The organism is Arthrobacter sp. NQ4 (assembly GCF_029077345.1).
In the GTDB taxonomy this organism is placed as follows: domain Bacteria; phylum Actinomycetota; class Actinomycetes; order Actinomycetales; family Micrococcaceae; genus Arthrobacter.
In genome coordinates this window covers 143,786-168,107 of the sequence record NZ_JARETC010000002.1, presented here as the reverse complement: position 1 = coordinate 168,107, position 24,322 = coordinate 143,786, and the positions used below count along the sequence as shown (strand labels likewise).

The window sequence follows — 24,322 nt, the reverse complement described above, 5'->3', positions numbered from 1 at the left end:
GGGAAGGGTCCGCTCCACCGTAAGCGTCCGGTCACCGGCAATGACAGTTAATGTGATAGATATGACAAACTTGTCACATGTGTCCTGTCGACGGTTAAAGCACAACGGCGGCTCCTGCCTGAAGCAGGAACCGCCGTTGTGCCAGGCCGCAGTGGCTAGCCGGGCATGACAGCACTTCCAACGAAGGGGTCCACCGCGAGGGCGATAAACAGCAGCGTCAGGTAGCTGATGGAACCGTGGAACACCTTCATGGCGCGCTTGTCGGAAATATCCTCGCGGTGGGCGCGGGAGTACAGCGCATGGGACTCATAGAGGAACCAGGCGCCCGCGACGACGGCCGTCACCGTGTACACCCAGCCCGCCCCGCCGGCCGGGATCATCAGCAAGGAGGAGGCCACCATGGCCCAGGCGTACAGCACCACCTGGACAGAGACGACCTTGGCCCCGGCGATGGCTCCAAGCATGGGGACGTTGGCGTTCCGGTAGTCCTCGCCATAGCGCATGGACAGGGGCCAGTAGTGCGGCGGCGTCCAAAGGAAGATCACCATGAAGAGGATGACGGCGGGCCACTCCACCGAGTTGGTCACGGCAGCCCACGCGATCAGCACCGGGAAGCAGCCTGCGGCACCGCCCCATACGATGTTCTGCGCCGTGCGGCGCTTGAGGATCATGGTGTAGATGACCACGTAGAAGAAGATGGCACCCAGGCCCAGCCAGGCAGAGAGCGGATTGGCGCCGAACCACAGGATCACGATGGCGGCTGCGCCCAGCAGCCAGGAAAAGACCAGGGCTTCCCGCGGGGTGACTTCGCCGGTAACCAGCGGCCTGTTCTCCGTCCGGTGCATCAGCTTGTCGATGTCCCGGTCGATGTAGCAGTTGAAGGCTCCGGCGCTGCCGGCAGCAAAGGCGCCGCCCACCAGTGTGGCAAGGATCAGCCCGATGGACGGGAAGCCCCGCTCGGCGTAAATCATGGTGGGCAGGGTGCTCACCAGGAGCAGCTCGATCACGCGCGGCTTGGTGAGGGCGAGATACGCCTTGGCCTTACGGGCAAACCCGATGCCGGAGGCCCGGGATGCGTTCAGCGGCGTATCTGTTGTGCTCACGGTGGCAGTCACCCGTTCTGTGTGGCAGTTGAGGCTGGCAGGCAGCTCCGGTCGTGCGGCCCGGACCCGGGCACGGCACTTAAGGAAGGAAACGCTTCACGTGCGTGCAACAGCCGGGACACCCCGGGCGGCGATAGGGATGCGCGCCCGGCGTTGGCCTCCGATTATCATACCGCGCCAACGGCCCTGCCCCCGCCCCGCACTATGCGCAATTGATCGCTCGCAGGCCCATTCGAGCAGATTAACTCAACCCTCCGTGAAGGTCATTCACAAAAGGGGAAATTGCGTCCAAAACGTGAGATTTGCGCCGCCCGCAGTATGGATAAGAGCTAAGCTGTCACCAGATCAGCACGCAGCAAGAAAGCGGTGGAAAACGCATTCCCGCTTGCTGTCCGTGACTGAATGCAAGGATCAACGTTTCGATGGTGAACGGCTGGTACACACCGCAGCGGGCGCCAAACAGCGCGCCCTTGGACGGATCCGGTGTACCGCCGCCATCAGCACAGAGAGGGGCCCGGTTTTCGTGCCACATTTGGAAGAGCAAGAACTGTCATGGACCAGCTTGGACCAGCGCGCCGTGGACACCATCCGTGTCCTCGCCGCGGACGCGGTGGAGAAGGTGGGCAACGGCCACCCCGGCACTGCCATGAGCCTGGCCCCCGCCGCATACCTTCTCTTCCAGAAGCTGATGCGCCATGACCCGCGCGATCCGCAGTGGCTTGGCCGTGACCGGTTCATCCTGTCCCCCGGCCACACGTCCCTGACGCTCTACATCCAGCTTTTCCTTTCCGGCTATGGCCTGGAACTCAAGGACCTTGAGGCCCTGCGCACCTGGGGCTCGCTGACTCCCGGCCACCCCGAGTACAAGCACACCGCCGGCGTGGAGATCACCACGGGCCCGCTGGGCCAGGGCCTGGCGTCCTCGGTGGGATTCGCCTACTCCCAGCGCCGGCAGCGTGGCCTGTTCGACGCCGATGCTCCCGCCGGCGAGTCGCCGTTTGACCACACCATCTGGGTCATCGCCTCCGACGGCGACCTCCAGGAAGGTGTCACGTCCGAGGCGTCCTCACTGGCAGGACACCAGGAACTGGGCAACCTCGTGGTGATCTACGACGAGAACCACATCTCCATCGAAGACGACACCGACATCGCGTTCACCGAGGATGTCCTGAAGCGTTACGAGGCCTACGGCTGGCACACCCAGCGCGTGGACTGGACCCGGACCGGCGAATACAAGGAAGACGTCCAGGAGCTCTACAGCGCCCTGCTCGCCGCCAAGGCCGAAACCTCCAAGCCGTCCATCATCTCGCTGCGCACCATCATCGGCTACCCGGCCCCCAAGAAGCAGAACACCGGCAAGATCCACGGTTCCGCCCTTGGCGCCGAAGAGGTGGCCGCACTGAAGGAGGTGCTGGGCTTCGACCCCGCCAAGTCCTTCGAGGTGGACCAGGAAGTCCTGGACCACGCCCGCGCAGTGGTGGAACGCGGCGCCGCAGAACACAAGGCCTGGGAAGAATCCTTCAACGCCTGGCGCGAAGCCAACCCGGAGGGCGCCGCCCTCCTCCAGCGCATCGAGGCGCAGGAACTCCCTGCCGACGTCGACGCCGCGCTTCCGGTCTTCCCGGCCGGCAAGGATGTCTCCACCCGCGCAGCCTCCGGCAAGGTCCTGAACGCCCTCGGCCCGGTCCTGCCCGAGCTGTGGGGCGGCTCCGCCGACCTCGCTGAGTCCAACAACACCACCATCGAGGGTTCCCCGTCCTTCGTGCCTGCCTCCAAGCAGACCGGTGCTTGGTCCGGCAACCCGTATGGCCGGGTGCTGCACTTTGGTATCCGCGAGCACGCCGCAGCGTCGATCGTGAACGGAATCAGCCTGGCGGGCAACACCCGTGCATTCTCCGGAACCTTCCTGATCTTCAGCGACTACCAGCGCCCCGCCATCCGCCTCGGCGCCCTGATGGGTGTCCCGTCCCTGTACGTCTGGACGCACGACTCCATCGGCCTGGGTGAGGACGGCCCCACCCACCAGCCCGTGGAACAGCTCGCATCGCTGCGCGCCATCGTGGGCCTGGACGTGGTCCGCCCCGGTGACGCGAACGAAGTGGCAGCAGCCTGGAAGACCATGCTGGAGAACCACTCCAACCCGGCAGGCATCGTGCTGACCCGCCAGAACATTCCCACGTGGGAACGCGGTACGGGCGACGCCGACGGCGACACTTTCGCATCCACGGCAGGCGTGGCCAAGGGCGGCTACGTGCTGGCCGAGGCATCGAAAGACGGCGCCACCGTTCCGGCTGATGTGATCCTGATTGCCACCGGCTCCGAGGTCCAGCTGGCCGTCCAGGCCCGCGAAGCCCTCCAGGCCGACGGCATCGCCGCCCGCGTGGTGTCCATGCCCTGCGTTGAGTGGTTCAAGAAGCAGGACGCCGCCTACCGCGAATCCGTGCTGCCGGCCGCCGTCAGGGCACGCGTCTCGGTCGAGGCCGGACTGGCCCTGGGCTGGCGCGAATTCGTCGGCGACGCCGGACGCTCCGTCAGCCTCGAACACTACGGCGCTTCCGCTGACTACAAGCGCCTCTTCCAGGAGTTCGGCATCACGGCAGAAGCTGTCGCCGCCGCCGCCAAGGACTCCCTCTCCAGCCTCCAGCCCTGAAACCTAAACTTTTAGGAGATATAACAATGACTACTCCCACCCAGCAGCTTTCCGACGCCGGTGTCTCCATCTGGCTCGACGACCTTTCCCGCGGACGCCTGGAAACCGGCACCCTCCGCAAGCTCATCGAAGAAAAGAACGTGGTTGGTGTGACCACCAACCCGTCCATCTTCCACGCCGCCATCACCTCCGGCACCGACTACGACCACATCATCGCCGGCAAGGCAGCAGAAGGCGCCAGCGTGGAGGACACGATCTTCGAGATCACCACCACCGACGTCGCCGATGCCTGCGACCTGTTCGCCCCGGTCGCTGCGGCAACGAAGGGCGTCGACGGCCGGGTCTCCATCGAGGTCGACCCGCGCCTTGCCTGGGACACCGCAGGAACCATCGCCGAGGCCAAGCACCTCTACCAGCGCGTCAACAAGGACAACGTCCACATCAAGATCCCTGCCACCCTCGAAGGCCTCGAAGCCATCACGGCAACCCTGGCCGAGGGCATCAGCGTCAACGTGACCCTGATCTTCTCCCTGGAGCGCTACCGCGCCGTCATCAACGCCTTCCAGTCCGGCCTGGAGCGGGCCAAGGAAAACGGCCACGACCTGTCGAAGATCCATTCCGTTGCGTCCTTCTTCGTTTCCCGCGTGGACACCGAGATCGACAAGCGCCTCGACAAGATCGGCACCGACGAGGCCAAGGCCCTCAAGGGCAAGGCCGGTGTGGCCAACGCCCGCCTGGCCTACCAGGTCTACGAGGAACTGTTCGCCACCGAACGCTGGGCCCTGCTGGCCGACGCCGGCGCACTCCCCCAGCGCCCCCTGTGGGCCTCCACCGGCGTGAAGGACCCGGCGTACCCGGACACCCTGTACGTCACCGAACTCGTGGCCCCCGGCGTCGTGAACACCATGCCGGAAAAGACCCTGGACGCCACCTTCGACCACGGCGTGGTCACCGGTGACACCGTCACCGGCACCTATGATGAGGCGAACGCAACCCTCGACGCCCTGGAAAAGCTCGGCGTCTCCTACAACGAGGTCGTCGCGCTCCTTGAAACCGAAGGCCTGGACAAGTTCGTGGCCAGCTGGAAGGAACTGCTGGCCGACGTCGAAGGCGCCCTCGCCTCTGCACGAAAGGCTTCCTAACACCTATGAGCACTCTCAGCTACGACGCCACCGGCGCTGCCCAGCAGGCGCTTGAACAGCACCTTCCCGCCCTCGTCGAGGACCGGATCGCCACCCGGATCTTCGCCAAGGACCACACGTTGTGGGGTCCGGACGCCGAATCCGAGTCCGCAGTCCGCCTGGGCTGGGTGGAAGCCGCCACCGTTTCACAGCCGCTGGTCAAGGACATCCTGGAACTCCGTGACGCCCTGCGCGCCGAAGGCGTCAGCCGGATCGTGCTTTGCGGCATGGGCGGATCATCGCTGGCTCCCGAGGTCATCGCCGGCACGGCCGGCGTCGAGCTGACAGTGCTGGACAGCACGGACCCGGACCAGGTCCGTGCTGCCCTCGCAGACCGGCTGGCCGCCACCGCCATCGTGGTCTCATCCAAGTCCGGTTCCACCCTGGAAACGGATTCCCAGCGGCGGATCTTCGAGCAGGCCTTCACCGAGGCCGGCGTGGACGCCAAGAGCCGGATCATCATCGTGACCGACCCCGGCTCACCGCTGGACAAGGCCTCACGCGAAGCCGGCTACCGGGCTGTCTTCAATGCCGATCCCAACGTCGGCGGCCGCTACTCGGCGCTGACCGCGTTCGGCCTTGTACCCTCCGGCCTGGCCGGGGTGGACATCCAGGCGTTCCTGGACGAGGCAGAAGAAGCTGCCGAAATCCTCAACGATGATGCACCTGAAAACATCGGGCTCGCCCTGGGTACGGCACTGGGCGGGACCAACCCGCTGCGGAACAAGATTGTCATCGCCGAGGACGGCTCCGGCATTGTTGGATTTGCTGACTGGGCTGAGCAGCTCATCGCCGAATCCACCGGCAAGCTGGGCACGGGCATCCTGCCGGTCGTCGCAGGCCCGCAGTCCCCGGAGGTCACTTCCGGCGCGGCTGACGTGCTGGTGGTGCGGCTTGTGGCCGCGGATGCCGACATCGAACTCGGCGACAACCAGGTGGCCATCGCCGGCGGCCTTGCCACCCAAATGATGGTGTGGGAGTTCGCCACCGCCGTGGCCGGCCGCCTGCTGGGGATCAACCCCTTCGACCAGCCCGACGTCGAGGCCGCCAAGGTAGCGGCACGCGGACTGCTGGACGCCCAGCCGGAGCCTACGCCGGCGGCATTCGTTGACGGCGCCATCGAGGTGCGCGGCGGCGACTGGCTTGGCGAGGCCGCTACCGCAGAGGGTGCCGTCAAGGCCCTGCTGGGCACCTTGTCCGCCGACAGCTACCTGAGCGTCCAGGCGTACTTCGACCGGTTGGCCTTCGCCGGGCTCGAAGGCATCCGTGACGAACTGGCTGCTGCCACCGGCCGTCCCGTGACGTTCGGCTGGGGCCCGCGCTTCCTGCACTCCACCGGCCAGTTCCACAAGGGCGGCCCTGCCATCGGCGTGTTCCTCCAGGTCACTGCCGCCCCTGCGGAGGACCTGGGCATCCCGGACCGGCCGTTCACCTTTGGTGAGCTCATCGCTGCCCAGGCTGCAGGCGACGCCCAGGTCCTGGGTGAGCATGGCCGTCCCGTGCTGCGCCTCCACCTCACCGACCGTGCCGCCGGCGTGGCCCAGCTGCAGGACGTCGTCGCTGCACTGTCCACCCGCGCATCCGCAACCGAAAGCTAAGGCGCAAAAGTAACCATGCCAGAAACTGAATACGGCAGGAAGGGCGCGGGCCGCGGGCGTAATCCGTTGCGCGATCCGCGTGACCGCCGTTTGAACCGGATCGCCGGTCCGTCGTCGTTGGTCCTTTTCGGGGTCACGGGGGATCTTGCCCGGAAGAAGCTGATGCCGGCGGTGTATGACCTGGCCAACCGTGGGTTGTTGCCGCCGAGTTTTGCGTTGGTGGGTTTCGCCCGCCGGGAGTGGGACAAGGAGGATTTCGCCGCCGAGGTGAAGGCCTCGGTGCAGGCCCATGCCCGCACCCCGTTTGATGAGGCGGTGTGGAACCAGCTCTCTGAGGGCATCAGGTTTGTCCAGGGCGAGTTCGACGACGACGCGGCCTTTGAGCGGCTCGGCGAAACGATCAAGGAACTTGATGATGTCCGGGGCACCCGGGGCAACCACGCGTTCTACCTGTCGATCCCGCCGAAGGCGTTCGAGCAGGTCTGCCGTCAGCTCTCCAAGCATGGCCTGGCGCAGGCGGACGGGGATAAGTGGCGGCGGGTGGTGATCGAGAAGCCGTTCGGCCATGACCTGGAATCGGCCCGGCAGCTCAATGACATTGTGGAGTCGGTGTTCCCGCCGGACGCGGTGTTCCGGATTGACCACTACCTGGGCAAGGAAACGGTGCAGAACATCCTGGCGCTGCGTTTCGCGAACCAGCTGTTCGAGCCACTGTGGAACGCGAACTACGTGGACCACGTCCAGATCACCATGGCCGAGGACATCGGGACCGGTGGCCGGGCGGGGTATTACGACGGTGTCGGTGCCGCCCGCGACGTGATCCAGAACCACCTGCTGCAGCTGCTCGCGCTCACCGCGATGGAGGAACCCATCTCGTTCAACGCCGATGACCTGCGGGCGGAGAAGGAAAAGGTCCTGGCAGCGGTGAAGCTCCCGGAGGATTTGTCGACGCATTCGGCGCGGGGGCAGTTCACCGGCGGCTGGCAGGGCGGCGAGCAGGTCCTGGGCTACCTGGAGGAAGAAGGCATCCCCGTCGATTCCACCACGGAAACCTACGCTGCGGTGCGCGTGGACATCCACACCCGCCGCTGGTCCGGGGTGCCGTTCTACCTGCGCGCGGGCAAGCGACTGGGCCGGCGGGTGACGGAGATCGCGGTGGTGTTCAAGCGCGCCCCGAACCTGCTCTTCCGGGACCACGGCGAGGACGACTTCGGCCAGAACGCCGTGGTGATCCGTGTCCAGCCCGACGAAGGTGTGACCATCCGGTTCGGGTCCAAGGTCCCCGGCACGCAGATGGAAGTCCGGGATGTGACCATGGACTTCGGCTACGGGCACTCGTTCACCGAGTCCTCCCCGGAAGCCTACGAGCGTTTGATCCTGGACGTGCTGCTGGGTGAGCCGCCGCTGTTCCCCCGTCATGAGGAAGTGGAGCTCTCCTGGAAGATCCTTGACCCGTTCGAGGAATACTGGGCATCACTGTCCGAACAGCCCGAACCCTACGCCCCCGGCTCCTGGGGCCCGGCCTCTGCTGACGAGCTGCTGGCCCGCGACGGACGAACCTGGAGAAGGCCATGATCGTTAACCTGCCGGACACCACCACCTCGAAGGTGTCCAAGAAACTCATGGCCCTGCGCGAGCAGGGCGGCGTGATCGCCCTGGGCCGGGTCCTGACCCTCGTGGTCGTGACGAAGTCCGGGCTCGAGGAAGAAGCGATTGAGGCCGCCAACGACGCCTCCCGGGAACACCCCTGCCGGATCATCGTGCTGGCCGACGCCGGGAAGGACAACGAGGACCGGCTCGACGCCCAGATCCGGGTCGGCGGGGACGCCGGCGCCTCCGAGGTCATCGTGCTGCGCGGCTACGGCCAGCTCGCCCGCGAAAGTGAGTCCCTGGTCGCCGCGCTGCTGCTCCCGGACGCGCCGATCGTGGCCTGGTGGCCGCACGGCGCCCCCGAGAACGCCTGCGAAACGTCCATCGGTGCGATCGCCCACCGCAGGATCACCGACTCCGCGAACGAACCCGACCCCCAGGCCGCCCTGGAACGCATCCACCGGACCTACAAAGCCGGCGACACCGACCTCGCCTGGACGCGCCTGACCAACTGGCGCATCCAGCTCGCGGCCGCCCTGGACGAGGTGGACTCCTCGCCCGTGACGGCGGTAGCGGTCGAAGGTGCCTCGGACTCCCCCTCCACCATCCTGCTCGCAGCCTGGCTGACCCTGACCCTGGACGCCCCGGTGACCATCGTCGCGGACCCCGCCGGGACCGGCATCCGCCGCGTGCGGCTGACCCGCCCAGGCGGGGACGTCCAACTCTTCCGGCCGGGACTGTCCATCGCCGAGCTCACCCAGCCGGGCCAGCCCGCCCAGCGGATCTCCCTCCCGCGCCGCAGCCTCCGCGACTGCCTCGCCGAAGAACTGCGCCGCCTGGACCCCGACGAAGTATTTGGCGAAGTGATTACTATTGGACTGCCACGTACCAATCTAAGGAGCGTCCGACCCAGTGAGCGTTGACCCACGAGTAAGCATCCATCCTGATTCGTCCGTCCTCATGGCCGCCATAGCGGCACGCCTGATCACCAAGCTCGTTGATGTCCAGGACAAGTACGGCGAAGCCACGGTGGTGCTCACCGGGGGAACCGTGGGGATCGGCACGCTGAAGGCTGTTGCGGACTCCCCGGCGGCGCCCGCCGTCGACTGGTCCAAGGTCAACTTCTGGTGGGGTGACGAACGCTTCGTCGGTGCCGCGGATCCGGACCGGAATACCAAGCAGGCGTTTGACGCGCTGCTGTCCCACATTCCGGTGGACCCGGAACGGATCCACTCTCCGGGTTCTGCCGATGAGTTCGGCACACCCGAAGAAGCGGCTGAGGACTATGCACGCCAGTTGCGGGATGCCGCGGCAGCCGAGCACGCGGCGGACATGTCCGACGACAGGCCTGAGGAACCGTCCGCACTCCCCCGCCTGGACGTGGTGCTGCTGGGGGTTGGTCCGGACGCCCACATTGCATCGCTGTTCCCGGAGCAGGCCGGAGTCCGCGAGAAGGCGCTAACAGTGGTTGGGGTGCGGAACTCCCCCAAGCCGCCACCGCTGCGGATTTCCCTGACCCTGCCTGCCATCAATACGGCGGCGGAGGTCTGGATGGTTGTGGCAGGCGAGGACAAGGCCGGAGCCGTCGGACTCGCCCTGGCCGGGGCCAACCCGGTGCAGGTGCCTGCGTCGGGCCCACGGGGAACGTCCCGGACCCTGTGGCTTATCGACGAGAACGCAGCCTCACGTGTCCCCGAGCAGCTGGTCCGGAAGGACGCCGCGGGAGCGTAGCTTTTCCAGCGCTCCGGCCAGGACGTCCTCGGCGTCCTGGCCGGAGCGCCGTTCTTTAACGTATTCCAGGTGGCTCTTGTAGCCGTCGTCGAATGGGTCATCCGGCGCCGCCGCCTGGCCGTCCCGGGAAGCGGTCGCGCCGCACCGCCGGCAGTCCCACGTCTGCGGAATCTGGTCGTCAGGCATTTTCAGGAACACCGGCTGGGTCTCATGGCCCTTCGCGCACCAGTAGGACACCCGGATGCGCGGGAGGGGCCGGGAGGACGAGTCATTGTTCTGCAGGCTCGATCCGGAGCCTGCGACCACCCCGGCACGGGTGCCTCGGAAGCCTGATGCTGGATGGACCATGGAAACTCCTGCCTCGAAGCGGACGCCGGAGCCCTGCAGCTTAAACAAAAACTGTGGCTGCCGGGTAAACCGACAGCCACAGTTTAGATGCCAGGGCGGGGCGGCGGGAGTGCCGCAGGACCCTATCCAGCGGACCCTTTAGGAGTCGCCGGCGCCGCTGAAGCGCATGATCAGGCCAAGCCCTATGATCACCACACCCCAGGTGACGCCCAGGATGATGGTGAAGCGGTTGAGGTTGCGTTCTGCCACGCCCGAGGAGCTGAGGCCTGAGCTCATGCCGCCGCCGAACATATCTGACAGTCCGCCGCCGCGTCCCTTGTGCAGGAGGATCAGCAGCGTCAGCAGGAGGCTGGTGATACCCAGGAGGATCTGCAGAATGACATGAAGAACGTCCACGACGGCCTTTCGGAAGTTGGAATTGCGGGAGTATGCGCTGGCTACGGACTAGTCCGTGACCAGGTGGCTCTCGAACCTGACAATATTAGCAAACTCAGCCGGGTCAAGGCTGGCGCCACCCACCAGGAGGCCGTCCACATCGCGCTCCTGCAGGATGGCGGCAGCGTTGTTGGCCTTGACTGAGCCGCCGTACAGCAGCCGGGTCTTGGCTGCCACGTCGGCACCGAAAAGGCTCTCGAGTTCTGCACGGATGGCGGCACACATTTCCTGTGCGTCCTCCGGTCCGGCCACTTCACCGGTGCCGATGGCCCAGACGGGCTCATACGCAACCACCAGTTCGGCTGCCTGCTCGTTGGTCAGGCCCGCCACTCCGGCACGGAGCTGCTGGAGCGTGTGCTCGACGTGGGTCCCGGCCTGGCGGATTTCCAGTCCTTCCCCCACGCAAAGGACGGGGGTGACGCCGTGCTTGAACGCTGCCTTGACCTTGGCGTTGAGGACGTCGTCGGACTCGTTGTGGATGGTCCGGCGTTCGCTGTGGCCCACCAGCACGTACTTGCAGCCGAGCTTGTTCAGGAACTGCCCGGAGATGTCGCCGGTGTAGGCGCCTGAGTCGAACTGCGACAGGTCCTGGCCACCATACGCGACCTGCAGGTCGTCGCCCTGCACCAGGGTCTGGACCCCGCGGAGGTCGGTGAACGGCGGGAAGACGGCAACCTCGACGCGGCTGTAGTCATGCTTTGCGTCGGACAGCGTCCAGGCGAGTTTCTGCAGGAGGGTGATGCCCTGCACGTGGTCCATGTTCATTTTCCAGTTGCCCGCGATGAAGGGCTTGCGGTCGAAAGCGCCGTTCGTTGACGTAGTCACGTAATCTCCAAAAAGTTCTTGATATGTAATCGGCCGGCAGGCTGCCATGGGCAACCTGCCGGCCGGAGGACTGCGAGGTCCGTTACTGGCGGACAGCAGCGGTGATTCTGCCGTCCCGCTTTACCGGTCCGGTTCTAGCGGTCCAGGACGCTGAGGCCGGGGAGTTCCTTGCCTTCGAGGTACTCCAGGCTGGCGCCGCCGCCGGTGGAAATGTGGCCGAACTGGTCATCGCTGAATCCCAGGGTGCGTACTGCCGCGGCCGAATCTCCGCCGCCCACCACCGTGAACCCATCGGTGCCGGTCAGGGCCTGCGCGATGGCGCGGGTGCCTGCAGAGAAGGCTTCGAATTCGAAGACGCCCATGGGGCCGTTCCAGAAGACCGTACGGGCTCCCTTGATCCGCTCAGCGAAGGCGGCAGCGGTATCAGGACCAATGTCCAGGCCGATGCCCTGGGCACCAAAGCTGCTGTCCTCAATCGCGTCGGCTGCAACCGTTTCGTGCGCAGCGTCGGCGGCGAACTTCTCTGCCACCACCACGTCCGTGGGAACCACGAACTCAGTGCCGGCGTCCGCGGCGCGCTTCAGGTAGTCCTGGACCACCGGGATCTGGTCCTCTTCAAGGAGGCTTGAGGCAACCTTGTGGCCCTGTGCCGCCAGGAAGGTGAAGAGCATGCCGCCGCCCACCAGGATGGTGTCAGCCTTGCCGATCAGGTTGTTGATCACCGCGAGCTTGTCCGAGACCTTGGAACCGCCCAGAACCACCACGTAGGGGCGCTGGGTGTCGGCGGTCAGCTTCCGCAGGACCTCAACCTCGGTGTGCACCAGGTCGCCCTGGTACGACGGCAGCCGGGTGGCGACGTCGTAGACGCTGGCGTGCTTGCGGTGGACGGCACCGAAGGCATCGTCCACGTAGGCGCCGTTGCTGCCGGTGAGTGCCACCAGCTCGTCGGCGAAGGCGCCGCGTTCGGCGTCGTCCTTGCTGGTCTCCCGGGCGTCGAAGCGGACGTTCTCCAGAACGAGTGCTTCACCGTCCTGCAGGGATGCGGCGGCAGCCTTGGCGGCGTCGCCGACAGTATCGGCCGCCAGGGTTACCTTGAAGCCCGCCAGCTCGGCGAGGCGGTCCACTGCGGGGCGAAGGGAGTATTTGTCCTCCGGGGCGCCCTTGGGGCGTCCGAGGTGGGCTGTTACCAGCACGCGGGCACCGGCGTCCGTGAGCTTTGCCAGCACTGGGAGTGAGGCCTTGATGCGGCCGTCGTCAGTGACTGTAGAGCCGTCGAGCGGCACATTCAGGTCACTTCGAACCAGAATGTACCGCCCGCGGACACCTTCAGCGATCAGTTCGTTGAGGGTGTGTGATGTCATGTGTCTAACCCTAGCCCAGCTTGGCTGCTACAAGCTCCGTGAGGTCGACGAGGCGGTTGGAGTAGCCCCATTCGTTGTCATACCAGGAAACAACCTTGACCTGGTTGCCAATGACCTTCGTCAGGCCGGCGTCGAAGATCGACGACGCGGGGTCACCAACGATGTCGGAGGACACGATCGGCTCTTCCGTGTAGGTCAGGAAGCCCTGCAGCTCGTCGGACTCGGAAGCACGCTTGAGGGCTGCGTTGACTTCCTCGACGGTGGTTTCGCGGGAGACGGTGACGGTGAGGTCGGTGGCGGAGCCGGTGGGCACGGGAACGCGGATGGCGTAGCCGTCCAGCTTGCCCTTGAGCTCAGGCAGGACCAGGCCAATGGCCTTGGCGGCACCGGTGGAGGTGGGAACCATGTTGATGGCTGCGGCACGTGCACGGCGCAGGTCCTTGTGCGGGCCGTCCTGGAGGTTCTGGTCGGCGGTGTAGGCGTGCACGGTGGTCATGAGCCCGCGCTCGATGCCGAACTCGTCGTTGACGACCTTTGCCAGCGGGCCGAGGCAGTTGGTGGTGCAGGACGCGTTGGAAATGATGTTGTGCTTGGCGTTGTCGTAGAGGTTGTGGTTAACACCCATGACGATGGTGATGTCCTCGTCCGAAGCCGGAGCGGAGATCAGGACCTTCTTGGCGCCGGCATCGATGTGCTTCTTGGCGTCGGCAGCCTTGGTGAAGAACCCGGTGGATTCGATCACGATGTCAACGCCCAGCTCACCCCAGGGGAGGTTGGCGGGATCGCGCTCGGCCAGGACCTTGACCACGTTGCCGTTGACGACGATGTTGCCGTCCTTGACCTCGATGGTTTCCTTCAGCCGGCCGCCGACAGAGTCGTACTTGAACAGGTGGGCCAGGGCTTCGGGGCTGGTGAGGTCGTTGACGGCAACGATCTCGAGGTCTGCGCCTTGGGCAAGCGCTGCGCGGAAGTAGTTGCGGCCAATGCGGCCAAAGCCGTTGATACCAATACGGGTCGTCACTTTTACAGTCTCCTTGGTGCTTTGAAAAGCACTACTAGTTGAGCGGGCGTTGAAGCCAACTAACAGATCCCGCACGCCATTGGGCAGAGATGATTTACACGGAGGGCGACCAGCCTCATTGCTGAAGGCTAACCGCCTTCCGTGACCTATCTTACGTTTAACTGGGTCCGCCCCCGCAAGTGCGGGGGCGGACGGTCCACATCCCGGCCGGTTTAAGTCAGAATGTGAAGTTTGTTACAGCGATGTATATCGCACGTCACTACGGAAGAGTGATGAGTCCCGTGGCGTTGGTGCGTGCTGCCTCGAAGCGCTGGGCGACGTCGGCCCAGTTGACGATGTTCCAGAACGCCTTAACGTAGTCGGCCTTGACGTTGACGTAGTCCAGGTAGAAGGCGTGCTCCCACATGTCCAGCATCAGCAGCGGGGTGGTGCCCAGCGCAACGTTGCCCTGCTGGTCGTAGAGCTGCTCGATGACCAGGTTCCCGCCGATGGGCTCGTAGGCCAGGAAGCCCCAGCCCGAACCCTGCAGGCCCAGGGCCGCGGCGGAGAACTGGGCGCGGAACGCGTCGAAGGAGCCGAAGGCGTCATCGATCGCTGCAGCCAGTTCGCCCTCGGGCTTGTCGCCGCCGTCCGGGGACAGGTTCTTCCAGAACACGGAGTGGTTGATGTGGCCGCCGGTGTGGAACGCGAGGTCCTTGGAGAGCCGGTTGATGTTGGCGAAGTCGCCCTTTTCGCGGGCCTCGGCCAGCTGGGCCAGGGCGTTGTTGGCGCCTGCCACGTAGGTGGCGTGGTGCTTGCTGTGGTGCAGCTCCATGATCCGCGCAGAGATGTGCGGTTCGAGGGCGGCGTAATCGTAGCTGAGTTCCGGCAATACGTACTCGGTCACAAAATCCTCCAATATCGTGGACCAGGAAGGCCCGGTTGGTAACTCTTGGATTGTGCATCCGGGCAGCTGGTGCCCGGAATTATTTCTGATTCTATGGGGCGCCTACTCGTCCAGCATTTCAGGCGTCACATTGGCGTCCGTTCCGGGAATGCCCAGGTCAAGCGCACGCTTGTCCGCCATGGCCAGCAGGCGGCGGATCCGGCCGGCGATCGCGTCCTTGGTCATCACGGGGTCGGCGAGCCGGCCCAGCTCGTCAAGGCTGGCCTGTTTGTGCGCCACCCGCAGCTCGCCGGCGTACTTCAGGTGGTCCGGGACGTCGTCGCCCAGGATTTCCAGGGCCCGGTCCACGCGTGCGCCGGCAGCCACGGCTGCCTGGGCGGAGCGGCGCAGGTTGGCGTCATCGAAGTTCGCGAGCCGGTTGGCTGTGGCCCTGACTTCCTTGCGCATCCGGCGTTCCTCCCACACCATCAGTGCGTCGTGGGCGCCCATGCGCGTCAGGAGCGCGGCGATGGTGTCGCCGTCGCGGATGACCACGCGGTCCACTCCCCTGACCTCACGGGCCTTGGCCTGGATGTCCAGGCGGCGGGCGGCGCCCACCAGGGCCAGGGCCGATTCCGGACCCGGGCAGGTGACTTCCAGCGATGACGACCGGCCGGGTTCGGTGAGCGAACCATGCGCCAGGAACGCCCCGCGCCACACGGCTTCGGCGTCTGCGGCCGAGCCGTTGACGACGGCGGACGGCAGGCCGCGCACGGGGCGGCCGCGGCCATCCAGCAGGCCGGTCTGGCGGGCCAGCGCCTCGCCGTCGCGGACCACGCGGACCACGTAGCGGCTGGCGCGGCGGAGTCCGCCGGCGGAGACCACGATGATTTCGCTCTGGTGTCCGTAGACCTCGGCGATGGCGGCGCGGAGCCGGCGTGCAGTGGACGCGAGGTCAACTTCCGCCTCGATGACGATCCTGCCCGAAATGATGTGCAGTCCCCCGGCGAACCGGAGCATTGCGGAGACTTCAGCCTTGCGCACTGATGACTTCTTGATGTCCAGACGGGACAGTTCTTCCTTGACCGATGCTGTCAGTGCCATGGCACCTTCCTAACTGTTCCCAAAAATGTCCTGGTACGCCGTGGCCAGCCGGAGCGGCTCATGGACGGGGCGGCGTCCCGACGCCCCTACTTTACCCAAGACCACCTCCGCGCCGATCATGCCCGCGGCCTTCTCGAACTCCTGCCGGTCCGGTACCGACGCGGGATCGGCCAGGACCACGTCCACACTGAACTCGGGGGCGTAGCGCCGGAGGACGTGGAGGTGGTCGGCCGCCGACATGCCGCTGGTTTCCTTGGTGTCCGTGGCGAGGTTCATGGTGAGGCAGCGTTTGGCAGGGGTGCTGCACAGTGCCTGCCGCATCTCCGGCAGGAGCAGGTGCGGAAGGACTGACGTGTACCAGGAGCCGGGGCCCAGGACCACCCAGTCCGCCAGTTCGATGGCCGTCAGCGCGTCGGTGCAGGCAGGCGCGGCCTCGGGCAGGAGCCGGACCTCCTCCAGCGAGCCGGCCACGGCACAGCGTGCCTGGCCGTGGATGGTGTGGAGGGCGGTTCCGCCGTCGGGTGCGGTGACGCGGACGTCGCCTTCGATGGTGAGCGGGACCGTGGACATGGGCAGCACCTGGCCGCGGGCGCCCAGCAGCGCACCCGCCCACTTGAGTCCCGCGACGGCGTCGCCCAGCAGCTCCCACAGGGTGACGATCAGGAGGTTGCCCATCGCGTGCTCGTCCAGGGATCCCCCGGGGCTTTTCCCGGCGCGGAACCGGTGCTGCATGACGTCCCGCCAGGTGCGTCCCCAGTCGGTGTCGTCGCACAGCGCGGACAGTGCCATGCGGAGGTCTCCCGGCGGGAGGACGCCGTACTCTTCGCGCAGGCGCCCGGACGAGCCGCCGTCGTCCGCCACCGTCACCACTGCGGTGAGCTCGGAGGTGAGCAGGCGCAAAGCCGACAGCGAGGCCGCCAGGCCGTGCCCGCCACCCAGGGCCACGACGTTGGGGCCCTTGTCCTGCTGGCCCGAGCCCTTACCAGCGGCCGGCGGCACCAGGGGCAGGGCTCCGGTGAACAGCGCCATTACTCGCGGCCCAGATCCCGGTGCGCGGTGGTCACCGTGACCCGCGGATACTGCGCGAGTTTCTTCGAGAGTTCAACCGCGACGGCGACGGAGCGGTGCTTGCCGCCCGTGCAGCCGACGGCGATGGTGGCGTAGTGCTTGTTCTCCCTGCGGTATCCCTCCAGGACCGGTTCCAGGGCCAGGACGTAGCGGTCCACGAAGTTCTTCACGCCCTCGGCCTCCAGGACGTAGTCGCTGACGTCCTTGTCCAGGCCGGTCTGCGGGCGCAGCTGGGGCACCCAGTGGGGGTTGGGGATGAACCTGACGTCGGCCACATAGTTGGCATCGACCGGGAGGCCGTACTTGAAGCCGAAGCTCATGACGTTGAGCCGCAGGGCCACCGGGCCGGTTTCACTGAACAGTTCGGTGATGGCCGTGGCCAGCCCGTGGACGTTGTAGTTGGAGGTGTCGAGGACGACGTCGGAGCTGTCGCGCAGTTCCTGCAGCAGCTCACGTTCGGCGGCGATGCCGTCAAGGATGCGTCCGCCTCCCTGCAGCGGGTGCGGGCGCCGGCCCTGTTCGAACCTCCGGACCAGGACGTTGTCGCTGGCGTCGAGGAACAGGACGCGGAAGGTCACACCGCTGGCCGCCAAGGCCCCCAGGGCTGCACGGATATCCGCGAAGAGTCCCTTGCTGCGGACATCGATCACCACGGCCAGCCGTGGAATCGACTGCGGGGCGTGGGAGACCAGCTCCGCGAGCGTGCCCAGCATCTGCGGCGGCAGGTTCTCCACGACGTACCAGCCGTGGTCCTCCAGCGCGTCCGCGGCGGTGCTCCGTCCGGCGCCGGACATCCCGGTGACCACCAGCAGTTCCGCTTCGAGCGGCTTGACGGGCTCCAGCCCGTCGTGGCCCGCTCCGGATCCCGCGGTCGTGTCTGCCATGAAGCCTGCCCCGTTTCCTCGTTGTTCCCGGGGCCGCCGCTGTGGCACTGCCCCGTCCTTTACCCTAGCTAAGTTTCAATGATTTCGCCGGTGGTCATGTTGATCGCGGGCACGGTCACGGCCTCGGTCCCCTCCGCCGCGAAGTGGTTGACGATGGCCCCGGCCAGGGCAGGGCCAATGCCCTTCGCCTCTGCGAGCTCCTCCACCGTGGCGGCCTTCACGCCCTTGACCGATCCAAAGTGCGCCAGCAGGGCTTTCCGCTTGGAGGCGCCCAGGCCCGGGACGGCGTCCAGTGCCGACACCGTCATTGCCTTGCCGCGCTTCTGCCGGTGGAAGGTGATGGCAAAGCGGTGGGCCTCGTCGCGGATCCGCTGGAGCAGGTAGAGACCCTGCGAGGTCCGGGGAAGGATCACCGGGAAGTCGCTGTCCGGAAGCCAGACTTCCTCCAGGCGTTTGGCGAGCCCCACGACGTAGACGTCGTCGATCCCGAGGTCCTTGAGTGCACGGGCGGCCGCGTTCACCTGCGGTTGGCCGCCGTCCACCACCACCAGGTTGGGCGGGTAGGCGAACTTGGCCTTTGGCGCCGGCGTGGTGCTGTCCAGCACCTCCGCGCCCGGTGCCGCCTCCGGGCCGTCAGCTTCCAGCACGGATTCGTCCACCTGCGCCGACTTGTCCTGGAGGTAGTGGCGGAACCTGCGCGTCAGGACGTCGTGCATGGCGGCGGTGTCATCAGCGGCCGCGGGGCCGGTGATGGAGAACTTGCGGTAGTCGGACTTCTTGGGCAGCCCGTCCTCCACCACCACCATGGAAGCCACGACGTTGGTGCCCTGGACGTGGGAGACGTCGAAGCATTCGATCCGGAGCAGGGGATCCGGAAGGTCCAGGGCTTCCTGCAGCTCCTGGAGGGCCTGCGACCTGACAGTGATGTCACCTGCCCGCCGTGTCTTGTGAAGCTTCAGAGCGTGTTCGGCATTCTCGCGCACAGTGGACATCAGTGCCGCCTTGTCACCGCGTTGCGGCACCCGGATGTCCACTTTGGCGCCGCGGATCCCGCCCAGCCAATTGGCCAGGTCTTCCTGGTTGCTGGGGGCCACCGGCACCAGGACTTCGCGGGGCAGCCGGCCGTGCGTGTCGCCGTCCTCCCCGTAGACCTGCTGCAGCAGGTGCTCCACCAGGTCCGGGGTGGTGAAGTCCTCCACTTTTTCCACCACCCAGCCGCGCTGGCCTCGGATCCTGCCGCCGCGGACGTGGAACACCTGGACGGCGGCTTCGAGCTCGTCTTCGTGCAGGGCGAAGACGTCGGCATCGGTGTCCTCGGAGAGCACCACGGCGTTGCGTTCGAATACCTTCCGCAGCGCGGTGATGTCGTCACGCAGGCGGGCTGCGTGCTCGTAGTCGAGCTTCGCCACGGCGTCGCCCATCTGCTTTTCCAGCTTGTTGATGAAGCGTTTGGCTTCGCCGCCCATGAAGGCACAGAAATCGTCGGCCAGTGCCCGGTGGTCCTCCGGCGAAATCCGCCCGACGCACGGCGCGGAGCACTTGTCGATGTAGCCCAGCAGGCAGGGCCGGCCGCTTGCCTCGGCCCGCTTGAAGACGCCGGCGCTGCAGCTCCGGACGGGGAAGACCCGGAGCAGGGTGTCCATGGTCTCCCGGATGGCGCCGGCGGTGTAGGGGCCGAAATAGCGGGTCCCTTTGCGCTTGTCGCCCCGCATGACCTGCACCCGCGGGTACTTTTCGCCCATGGTCACGGCCAGGTAGGGATACGTCTTGTCATCCCGGAACACCACGTTGAAGCGCGGCTTGAATTCCTTGATCCAGGTGTATTCCAGCTGCAGCGATTCGAGTTCGCTGCCCACCACGGTCCACTCGACGCTGCTGGCCGCGTGGACCATCGCATAGGTCTTGGGCAGCAGCCCCGCCGGGTTGGCGAAGTAGGAGTTCAGCCGGGACCGGAGGCTTTTGGCTTTGCCCACGTAGATGACCCGGCCGTGCGGATCACGGAACCGGTAGACGCCCGGGTTGGTGGGGATTTCACCGGTTTTGGGCCGGTAACTTGCTGGATTTGCCACCTATCAAGTCTACTGAGTCGCGCCGGCTCTCCATGCCAACCGGAGCATCCGGTCCCAGCCCGGGCGTGCCTGCGGCGGTTTCCGGTTACTCGGCGGACTTGCTCTGGTTGTAACTGGCGGAGCGCTCCTGGCCGCTGAGTCCGGCGATTGCGTCCATGATCCGGTCCGTGACCTCGCGGCGGGCCGGCAGTGAGTGGTCCGGTCCTGTCTTGTCGAAGTACAGCGGCTCCCCCACCTTCATGGTGAAGTGCTGCGGCTTGACCCCTTTTTCGCCGGCACGCTGAAGCTTTTCGGTCCCGATCAGCCCGACGGGGATCACGGGCGCCCCGGTGGTGAGGGCCAGCCAGCCGACGCCGGTGCGTCCCCGGTAGAGGATGCCGTCACGGGAGCGCGTGCCCTCAGGGTAGATGCCGATGCCGCGGCCGGACTCCAGGATGTCCAGCAGGGTTTTCAGTGCCTGGACGCTGGCTGCCTGCTCACCCCGCTCCACCGGGATGGAGCCGACGGATTCGAAAAAGGCTTTCATGACCTTGCCCTTGACGCCGCCCGTGGTGAAGTACTCGGCCTTGGCAAAGAAGGCAACCGGCCGCGGCATCAGGGCCTGGACGATCACGCTGTCGAAGAAGGACAGGTGGTTGGGTGCCACGATAAAGGGGCCATCGGAAGGGACGTTTTCGAGTCCGACGACGGTGGGCCGGCAGGTGCCGGCGATCAGGTTGCGCGTGGTCCAGCGGACGGCATCAAACATTTCCATCGTTGACCACCCCGCTCATGGCCGCGGTGTGGACCGCCTGCAGCCGCTCGATGACCGCTACCAGTTCCTCGCCCGTGCTGACGACCGCCACGGATCCGGCTTCCTCCAGCTCCCCGTCGGGCGCGAATCCCCAGACAACTCCAATGCAGTCCAGCCCGTTGGCGATGGCACCGGACACGTCCTGGGCGCGGTCGCCCACCATAATGGCGTGCTGGGTGTCCAGGTCCCTCAGGGCGGCGGCGATGATCTGGGTCTTGCCCAGGGGGACGCCTTCCACCAGCGTTTCGTCGTCGGCAGAGCCGTGGATGCCGTGGAAGAGGCCGTCGATGCCGTGGTGTGCCAGGACTTTATGCGCCAGCCGCTGGGGTTTTTGCGTTGCCACAGCAACGGGGCGTCCCGCCGCCGCGAAGGATTCCAGGATTTCCCGGATACCGGGGTAGAGCCGGCTCTGGGCAATTCCCCTGGCGACGTAGTGTTCGCGGTACCGGTGGACCACCTCTTCCAGGCGTTCCGCGGGCACATTTGCCACGTTGAGCAGGGAATCGCTCAGCTTGGGGCCAATCATCGAATCGAGCAGGTCCTGGCCGGGAACCGGGAGCCCCAGCCCGCGGAGGGCTGAGGCAATCCCTTCAGTTATTCCACCGGCCGGATCGACAAGAGTGCCGTCCAGGTCAAAGATCACGGGCACTGTTGTTGAAGTCACCGGGTTAGTTTCTCACGACAGCAGGAATGCCTGAAACTCGCATTCCCGTCCAGGAATACTTCCGTGCGGTTTCCGTCGGTCAGCCGAGTATTTCGGCCAGGAACTTTCCGGTGTGGCTGGTGGAGGACTTGGCCACCTGCTCCGGCGTTCCCGCCGCGACGATCTGGCCGCCGCCGGAGCCGCCGTCCGGCCCGAGGTCCACCAGCCAGTCGGCGCTCTTGATGACGTCCAGGTTGTGTTCGATGGTAATCACCGTGTTGCCCTTGTCCACCAGCCCCTGCAGGACCATGAGCAGCTTCCGGATGTCCTCGAAGTGCAGGCCTGTGGTTGGCTCGTCCAGGACGTAGATGCTGCGGCCGTTGGACCGCTTCTGCAGTTCTGCCGCAAGCTTGACCCGTTGCGCCTCACCGCCGGAGAGGGTGGTGGCAGGCTGGCCCAGGCGGACGTAGCCCAGTCCCACGTCCACCAGGGTGTTCAGGTGGCGTGCGATGGGTGAGAACGCCGCAAAGAACTCCGCGCCCTCCTCGATGGGCATGTTGAGGACGTCGGCGATGGTCTTGCCCTTGTAATGCACCTCCAAAGTTTCCCGGTTGTAGCGGGCACCGTGGCACACCTCGCACGGCACGTAGACGTCCGGCAGGAAGTTCATCTCGATCTTCAGGGTGCCGTCACCGGAGCATGCCTCGCAGCGGCCGCCCTTGACGTTGAAGGAGAACCGCCCGGGAAGGTAGCCGCGCACCTTGGCCTCGGTGGTCTCGGCGAAGAGCTTGCGAATGTTGTCGAATACGCCCGTGTACGTGGCCGGGTTGGACCGCGGGGTACGGCCGATGGGGCTTTGGTCCACGTGGACCACCTTGTCCAGGTGCTCCAGGCCCTGGACGGTCTTGTGCCGGCCCGCCACCTGCTTGGCCCCGTTGAGTTTGTTCGCCAGCACCTTGTAGAGGATCTCGTTGACGAGCGTGGACTTGCCCGAACCACTGACGCCGGTGACCGCGGTGAAGAGTCCCAGCGGGAAGGCGGCGTCGACGTTCACGAGGTTGTTCTCGCGGGCACCGACAACCTTGATCTCACGCTTTTTGTCGTATTTACGGCGCTTCTTCGGTACCTCGATGGCCTTGCGGCCGGACAGGTAGTCGCCGGTCAGCGATTTCTTGTTGTCCAGCAGCTCCTTGTAGGTCCCGGAGTGGACAACCTGGCCGCCGTGCTCGCCGGCGCCCGGTCCGATGTCCACGATCCAGTCGGCAACGTGGATGGTGTCTTCGTCATGCTCCACGACGATGAGGGTGTTCCCCATGTCGCGGAGCCGGGTGAGGGTTTCGATCAGCCGGCGGTTGTCCCGCTGGTGCAGGCCGATGGAGGGTTCGTCCAGGACGTAGAGGACACCCACCAGGCCGGAGCCGATCTGGGTGGCGAGCCTGATGCGCTGCGCTTCGCCGCCGGAGAGGGTGGCGGACGGACGCTCGAGGTTGAGGTACTCCAGGCCAACGTCCAGGAGGAATGTCAGCCGGGCCTGGATCTCCTTGAGGACCTGGTGGGCGATCTGGGCTTCGCGCCCGGTCAACACCAGGTTGTTCAGGAACTCCGCGCAGTCCCGCATGGGCAAAGCGGCTACCTCGGCGATGGACTTGCCGTTGATCAGCACCGACAAGGATGCGGGGTTGAGGCGTGCGCCGTTGCAGGCGGGGCAGGGAACCTGCCGCATGTATTCCTCGTAGCGGTCGCGGGCCCAGTCCGAATCGGTCTCGCCATGCTTGCGGTGGACGTACTGGATGGCGCCTTCGAACCCGGTGCTGTACTTGCGTTCGCGGCCAAAGCGGTTGCGGTACTGCACCACCACCTTGTGGTCCTTGCCGTGCAGGATGGTCTGGCGTACATCCTTGCCCAGCTTCTCCCACGGCGTGGCCATGGAGAAGCCCACTTCCTTGGCCAGGCCTTCCAGGAGCCGGTTCCAGTACTCGGTGGTGGCGGTGCCCAGCGACCATGGTGCGATGGCGCCCTCCGACAGGGACAGCTCCGGGTTGGGCACGATGAGTTCCTCATCAACCTCAAGCCGGGTGCCGATTCCGCTGCAGGCGGCGCAGGCGCCGAACGGGTTGTTGAACGAGAAGGAGCGGGGCTCGATCTCATCGATGGCAAGCGGGTGCTCGTTGGGGCATGCAAGGTTTTCGGAGAACGCCCGGATCCGTCCGGGCGCATCGGCTTCGAGGTCCACGAATTCAGCCAGGACCCGGCCCTCGGACAGCCCAAGGGCCGTTTCGATGGAGTCCGTGAGCCGCTGGCTGATGCCTTCCTTGACCACCAGGCGGTCCACCACTACTTCGATGGTGTGCTTGAACTGTTTGCCCAGCTTGGGAGGATCGCTCAGCTGGACCAGGTTGCCGTCCACCCGTGCCCGCGAGTATCCCTTGGCCGTCAGTTCCTTGAAGAGGTCCACGAACTCGCCCTTGCGTCCGCGCACCACCGGTGCCAGGACCTGGAAGCGCGTGCCCTCGTCGAGTTCAAGGAGCTGGTCCACGATCTGCTGCGGGGTCTGCTTGGACACCGGCTCGCCGCACACCGGGCAGTGCGGCCTGCCGACACGGGCCCACAACAGGCGCATGTAGTCGTAGATTTCGGTGATGGTGCCCACCGTTGACCGCGGGTTCTTGCTGGTGGATTTCTGGTCGATGGAGACCGCCGGAGAGAGGCCTTCGATGAAATCGACGTCGGGCTTATCCACCTGGCCCAGGAACTGGCGTGCGTAAGCGGAGAGGGATTCAACGTAGCGCCGCTGGCCTTCGGCGAAGATGGTATCGAATGCCAGCGAGGACTTCCCGGAGCCCGAGAGGCCGGTGAAGACGATCATGGCATCACGCGGCAGGTCGAGGTCCACGTTGCGCAGGTTGTGCTCCCGCGCGCCCTTCACCACGAGGCGGGAGAGGTCCGGACGCTGCGGGGAAGCAGCAGGGGGGACTGCGAGGGAAGTGGCGGGGGCAGGGGTTTCTTCAGCTAAGGCTTTAGGCACCCCATAATGCTAATCGAAAACTTTTTCG

20 protein-coding genes are annotated in these 24,322 nt (G+C 65.9%); 6 read left to right on the top strand and 14 right to left on the bottom strand.

All coding sequences use genetic code 11. The features are described 5' to 3' along the window. Positions 1–155 precede the first annotated feature (155 nt). Entirely contained in the window at positions 156–1,115 is a 960-nt protein-coding gene (locus PUN51_RS04550) for a heme o synthase (RefSeq protein WP_159632050.1), read from the bottom strand. A gap of 520 nt (positions 1,116–1,635) precedes the next feature. Here PUN51_RS04550 and tkt point away from each other — a divergent pair. From tkt to pgl, 6 genes are read left to right on the top strand one after another with little or no spacing between them, the layout of a single operon-like run. After that, positions 1,636–3,753: a transketolase gene (gene tkt, locus PUN51_RS04545; RefSeq protein ID WP_275180082.1), complete on the top strand. Its 2,118-nt coding sequence runs from the start codon at positions 1,636–1,638 to the stop codon at positions 3,751–3,753. A 26-nt stretch (positions 3,754–3,779) separates the two neighbouring features. Continuing rightward, positions 3,780–4,895, top strand: a complete 1,116-nt coding sequence (gene tal / locus PUN51_RS04540) for a transaldolase (RefSeq protein WP_159632052.1) — start codon at positions 3,780–3,782, stop codon at positions 4,893–4,895. A 5-nt stretch (positions 4,896–4,900) separates the two neighbouring features. Further along, positions 4,901–6,532: a glucose-6-phosphate isomerase gene (locus PUN51_RS04535; protein WP_224026042.1), complete on the top strand. Its 1,632-nt coding sequence runs from the start codon at positions 4,901–4,903 to the stop codon at positions 6,530–6,532. A gap of 15 nt (positions 6,533–6,547) precedes the next feature. Next, complete coding sequence (gene zwf, locus PUN51_RS04530; RefSeq protein WP_275180081.1) at positions 6,548–8,107, top strand: glucose-6-phosphate dehydrogenase; 1,560 nt, start codon at positions 6,548–6,550, stop codon at positions 8,105–8,107. Next, entirely contained in the window at positions 8,104–9,045 is a 942-nt protein-coding gene (locus tag PUN51_RS04525) for a glucose-6-phosphate dehydrogenase assembly protein OpcA (protein ID WP_159632055.1), read from the top strand. The genes zwf and PUN51_RS04525 overlap by 4 nt, the downstream gene beginning before the upstream one ends. Continuing rightward, positions 9,035–9,853, top strand: coding sequence for a 6-phosphogluconolactonase (pgl, locus tag PUN51_RS04520; RefSeq protein ID WP_275180080.1), 819 nt, complete (start codon positions 9,035–9,037; stop codon positions 9,851–9,853). The genes PUN51_RS04525 and pgl overlap by 11 nt, the downstream gene beginning before the upstream one ends. Here pgl and PUN51_RS04515 read toward each other — a convergent pair. The 13 genes from PUN51_RS04515 to uvrA all read right to left on the bottom strand — a co-directional run bounded on the left by PUN51_RS04515 (position 9,806) and on the right by uvrA (position 24,294). Continuing rightward, on the bottom strand, positions 9,806–10,201 hold the full coding sequence (locus PUN51_RS04515; RefSeq protein WP_159632057.1) for an RNA polymerase-binding protein RbpA: 396 nt from the start codon (positions 10,199–10,201) through the stop codon (positions 9,806–9,808). The genes pgl and PUN51_RS04515 overlap by 48 nt on opposite strands. 138 nt (positions 10,202–10,339) lie before the next feature. Then, a complete protein-coding gene (gene secG / locus PUN51_RS04510) occupies positions 10,340–10,597 on the bottom strand; it encodes a preprotein translocase subunit SecG (protein WP_159632058.1) in 258 nt (85 codons plus the stop codon). Between the two features lie 48 nt (positions 10,598–10,645). Continuing rightward, positions 10,646–11,461, bottom strand: a complete 816-nt coding sequence (gene tpiA / locus PUN51_RS04505; protein ID WP_275180079.1) for a triose-phosphate isomerase — start codon at positions 11,459–11,461, stop codon at positions 10,646–10,648. 134 nt (positions 11,462–11,595) lie between these two features. Beyond that, positions 11,596–12,822 carry a phosphoglycerate kinase gene (locus tag PUN51_RS04500; RefSeq protein ID WP_275180078.1) on the bottom strand — a complete coding sequence of 409 codons (1,227 nt, stop codon included), beginning with the start codon at positions 12,820–12,822 and terminating at the stop codon, positions 11,596–11,598. Between the two features lie 10 nt (positions 12,823–12,832). Beyond that, a complete protein-coding gene (gap, locus tag PUN51_RS04495) occupies positions 12,833–13,843 on the bottom strand; it encodes a type I glyceraldehyde-3-phosphate dehydrogenase (RefSeq protein WP_224026039.1) in 1,011 nt (336 codons plus the stop codon). 259 nt (positions 13,844–14,102) lie between these two features. After that, positions 14,103–14,729: a superoxide dismutase gene (locus tag PUN51_RS04490; RefSeq protein WP_159632062.1), complete on the bottom strand. Its 627-nt coding sequence runs from the start codon at positions 14,727–14,729 to the stop codon at positions 14,103–14,105. Between the two features lie 102 nt (positions 14,730–14,831). Beyond that, entirely contained in the window at positions 14,832–15,812 is a 981-nt protein-coding gene (gene whiA / locus PUN51_RS04485) for a DNA-binding protein WhiA (protein WP_015937022.1), read from the bottom strand. A gap of 9 nt (positions 15,813–15,821) precedes the next feature. Then, complete coding sequence (locus tag PUN51_RS04480; RefSeq protein ID WP_275180077.1) at positions 15,822–16,841, bottom strand: gluconeogenesis factor YvcK family protein; 1,020 nt, start codon at positions 16,839–16,841, stop codon at positions 15,822–15,824. Beyond that, positions 16,841–17,764: an RNase adapter RapZ gene (rapZ, locus tag PUN51_RS04475; protein WP_159632064.1), complete on the bottom strand. Its 924-nt coding sequence runs from the start codon at positions 17,762–17,764 to the stop codon at positions 16,841–16,843. The genes PUN51_RS04480 and rapZ overlap by 1 nt, the downstream gene beginning before the upstream one ends. Before the next feature lie 68 nt (positions 17,765–17,832). Beyond that, positions 17,833–19,833, bottom strand: a complete 2,001-nt coding sequence (uvrC, locus tag PUN51_RS04470) for an excinuclease ABC subunit UvrC (RefSeq protein ID WP_275180076.1) — start codon at positions 19,831–19,833, stop codon at positions 17,833–17,835. An 85-nt stretch (positions 19,834–19,918) separates the two neighbouring features. Beyond that, positions 19,919–20,587 (bottom strand): lysophospholipid acyltransferase family protein, encoded by a 669-nt coding sequence (locus PUN51_RS04465; RefSeq protein WP_159632066.1) that lies wholly within the window; start codon positions 20,585–20,587, stop codon positions 19,919–19,921. Then, on the bottom strand, positions 20,574–21,290 hold the full coding sequence (locus PUN51_RS04460) for an HAD hydrolase-like protein (RefSeq protein WP_224026035.1): 717 nt from the start codon (positions 21,288–21,290) through the stop codon (positions 20,574–20,576). The genes PUN51_RS04465 and PUN51_RS04460 overlap by 14 nt, the downstream gene beginning before the upstream one ends. 79 nt (positions 21,291–21,369) lie before the next feature. Further along, positions 21,370–24,294, bottom strand: coding sequence for an excinuclease ABC subunit UvrA (gene uvrA / locus PUN51_RS04455; RefSeq protein WP_275180075.1), 2,925 nt, complete (start codon positions 24,292–24,294; stop codon positions 21,370–21,372). Between the last annotated feature and the right edge of the window lie 28 nt (positions 24,295–24,322).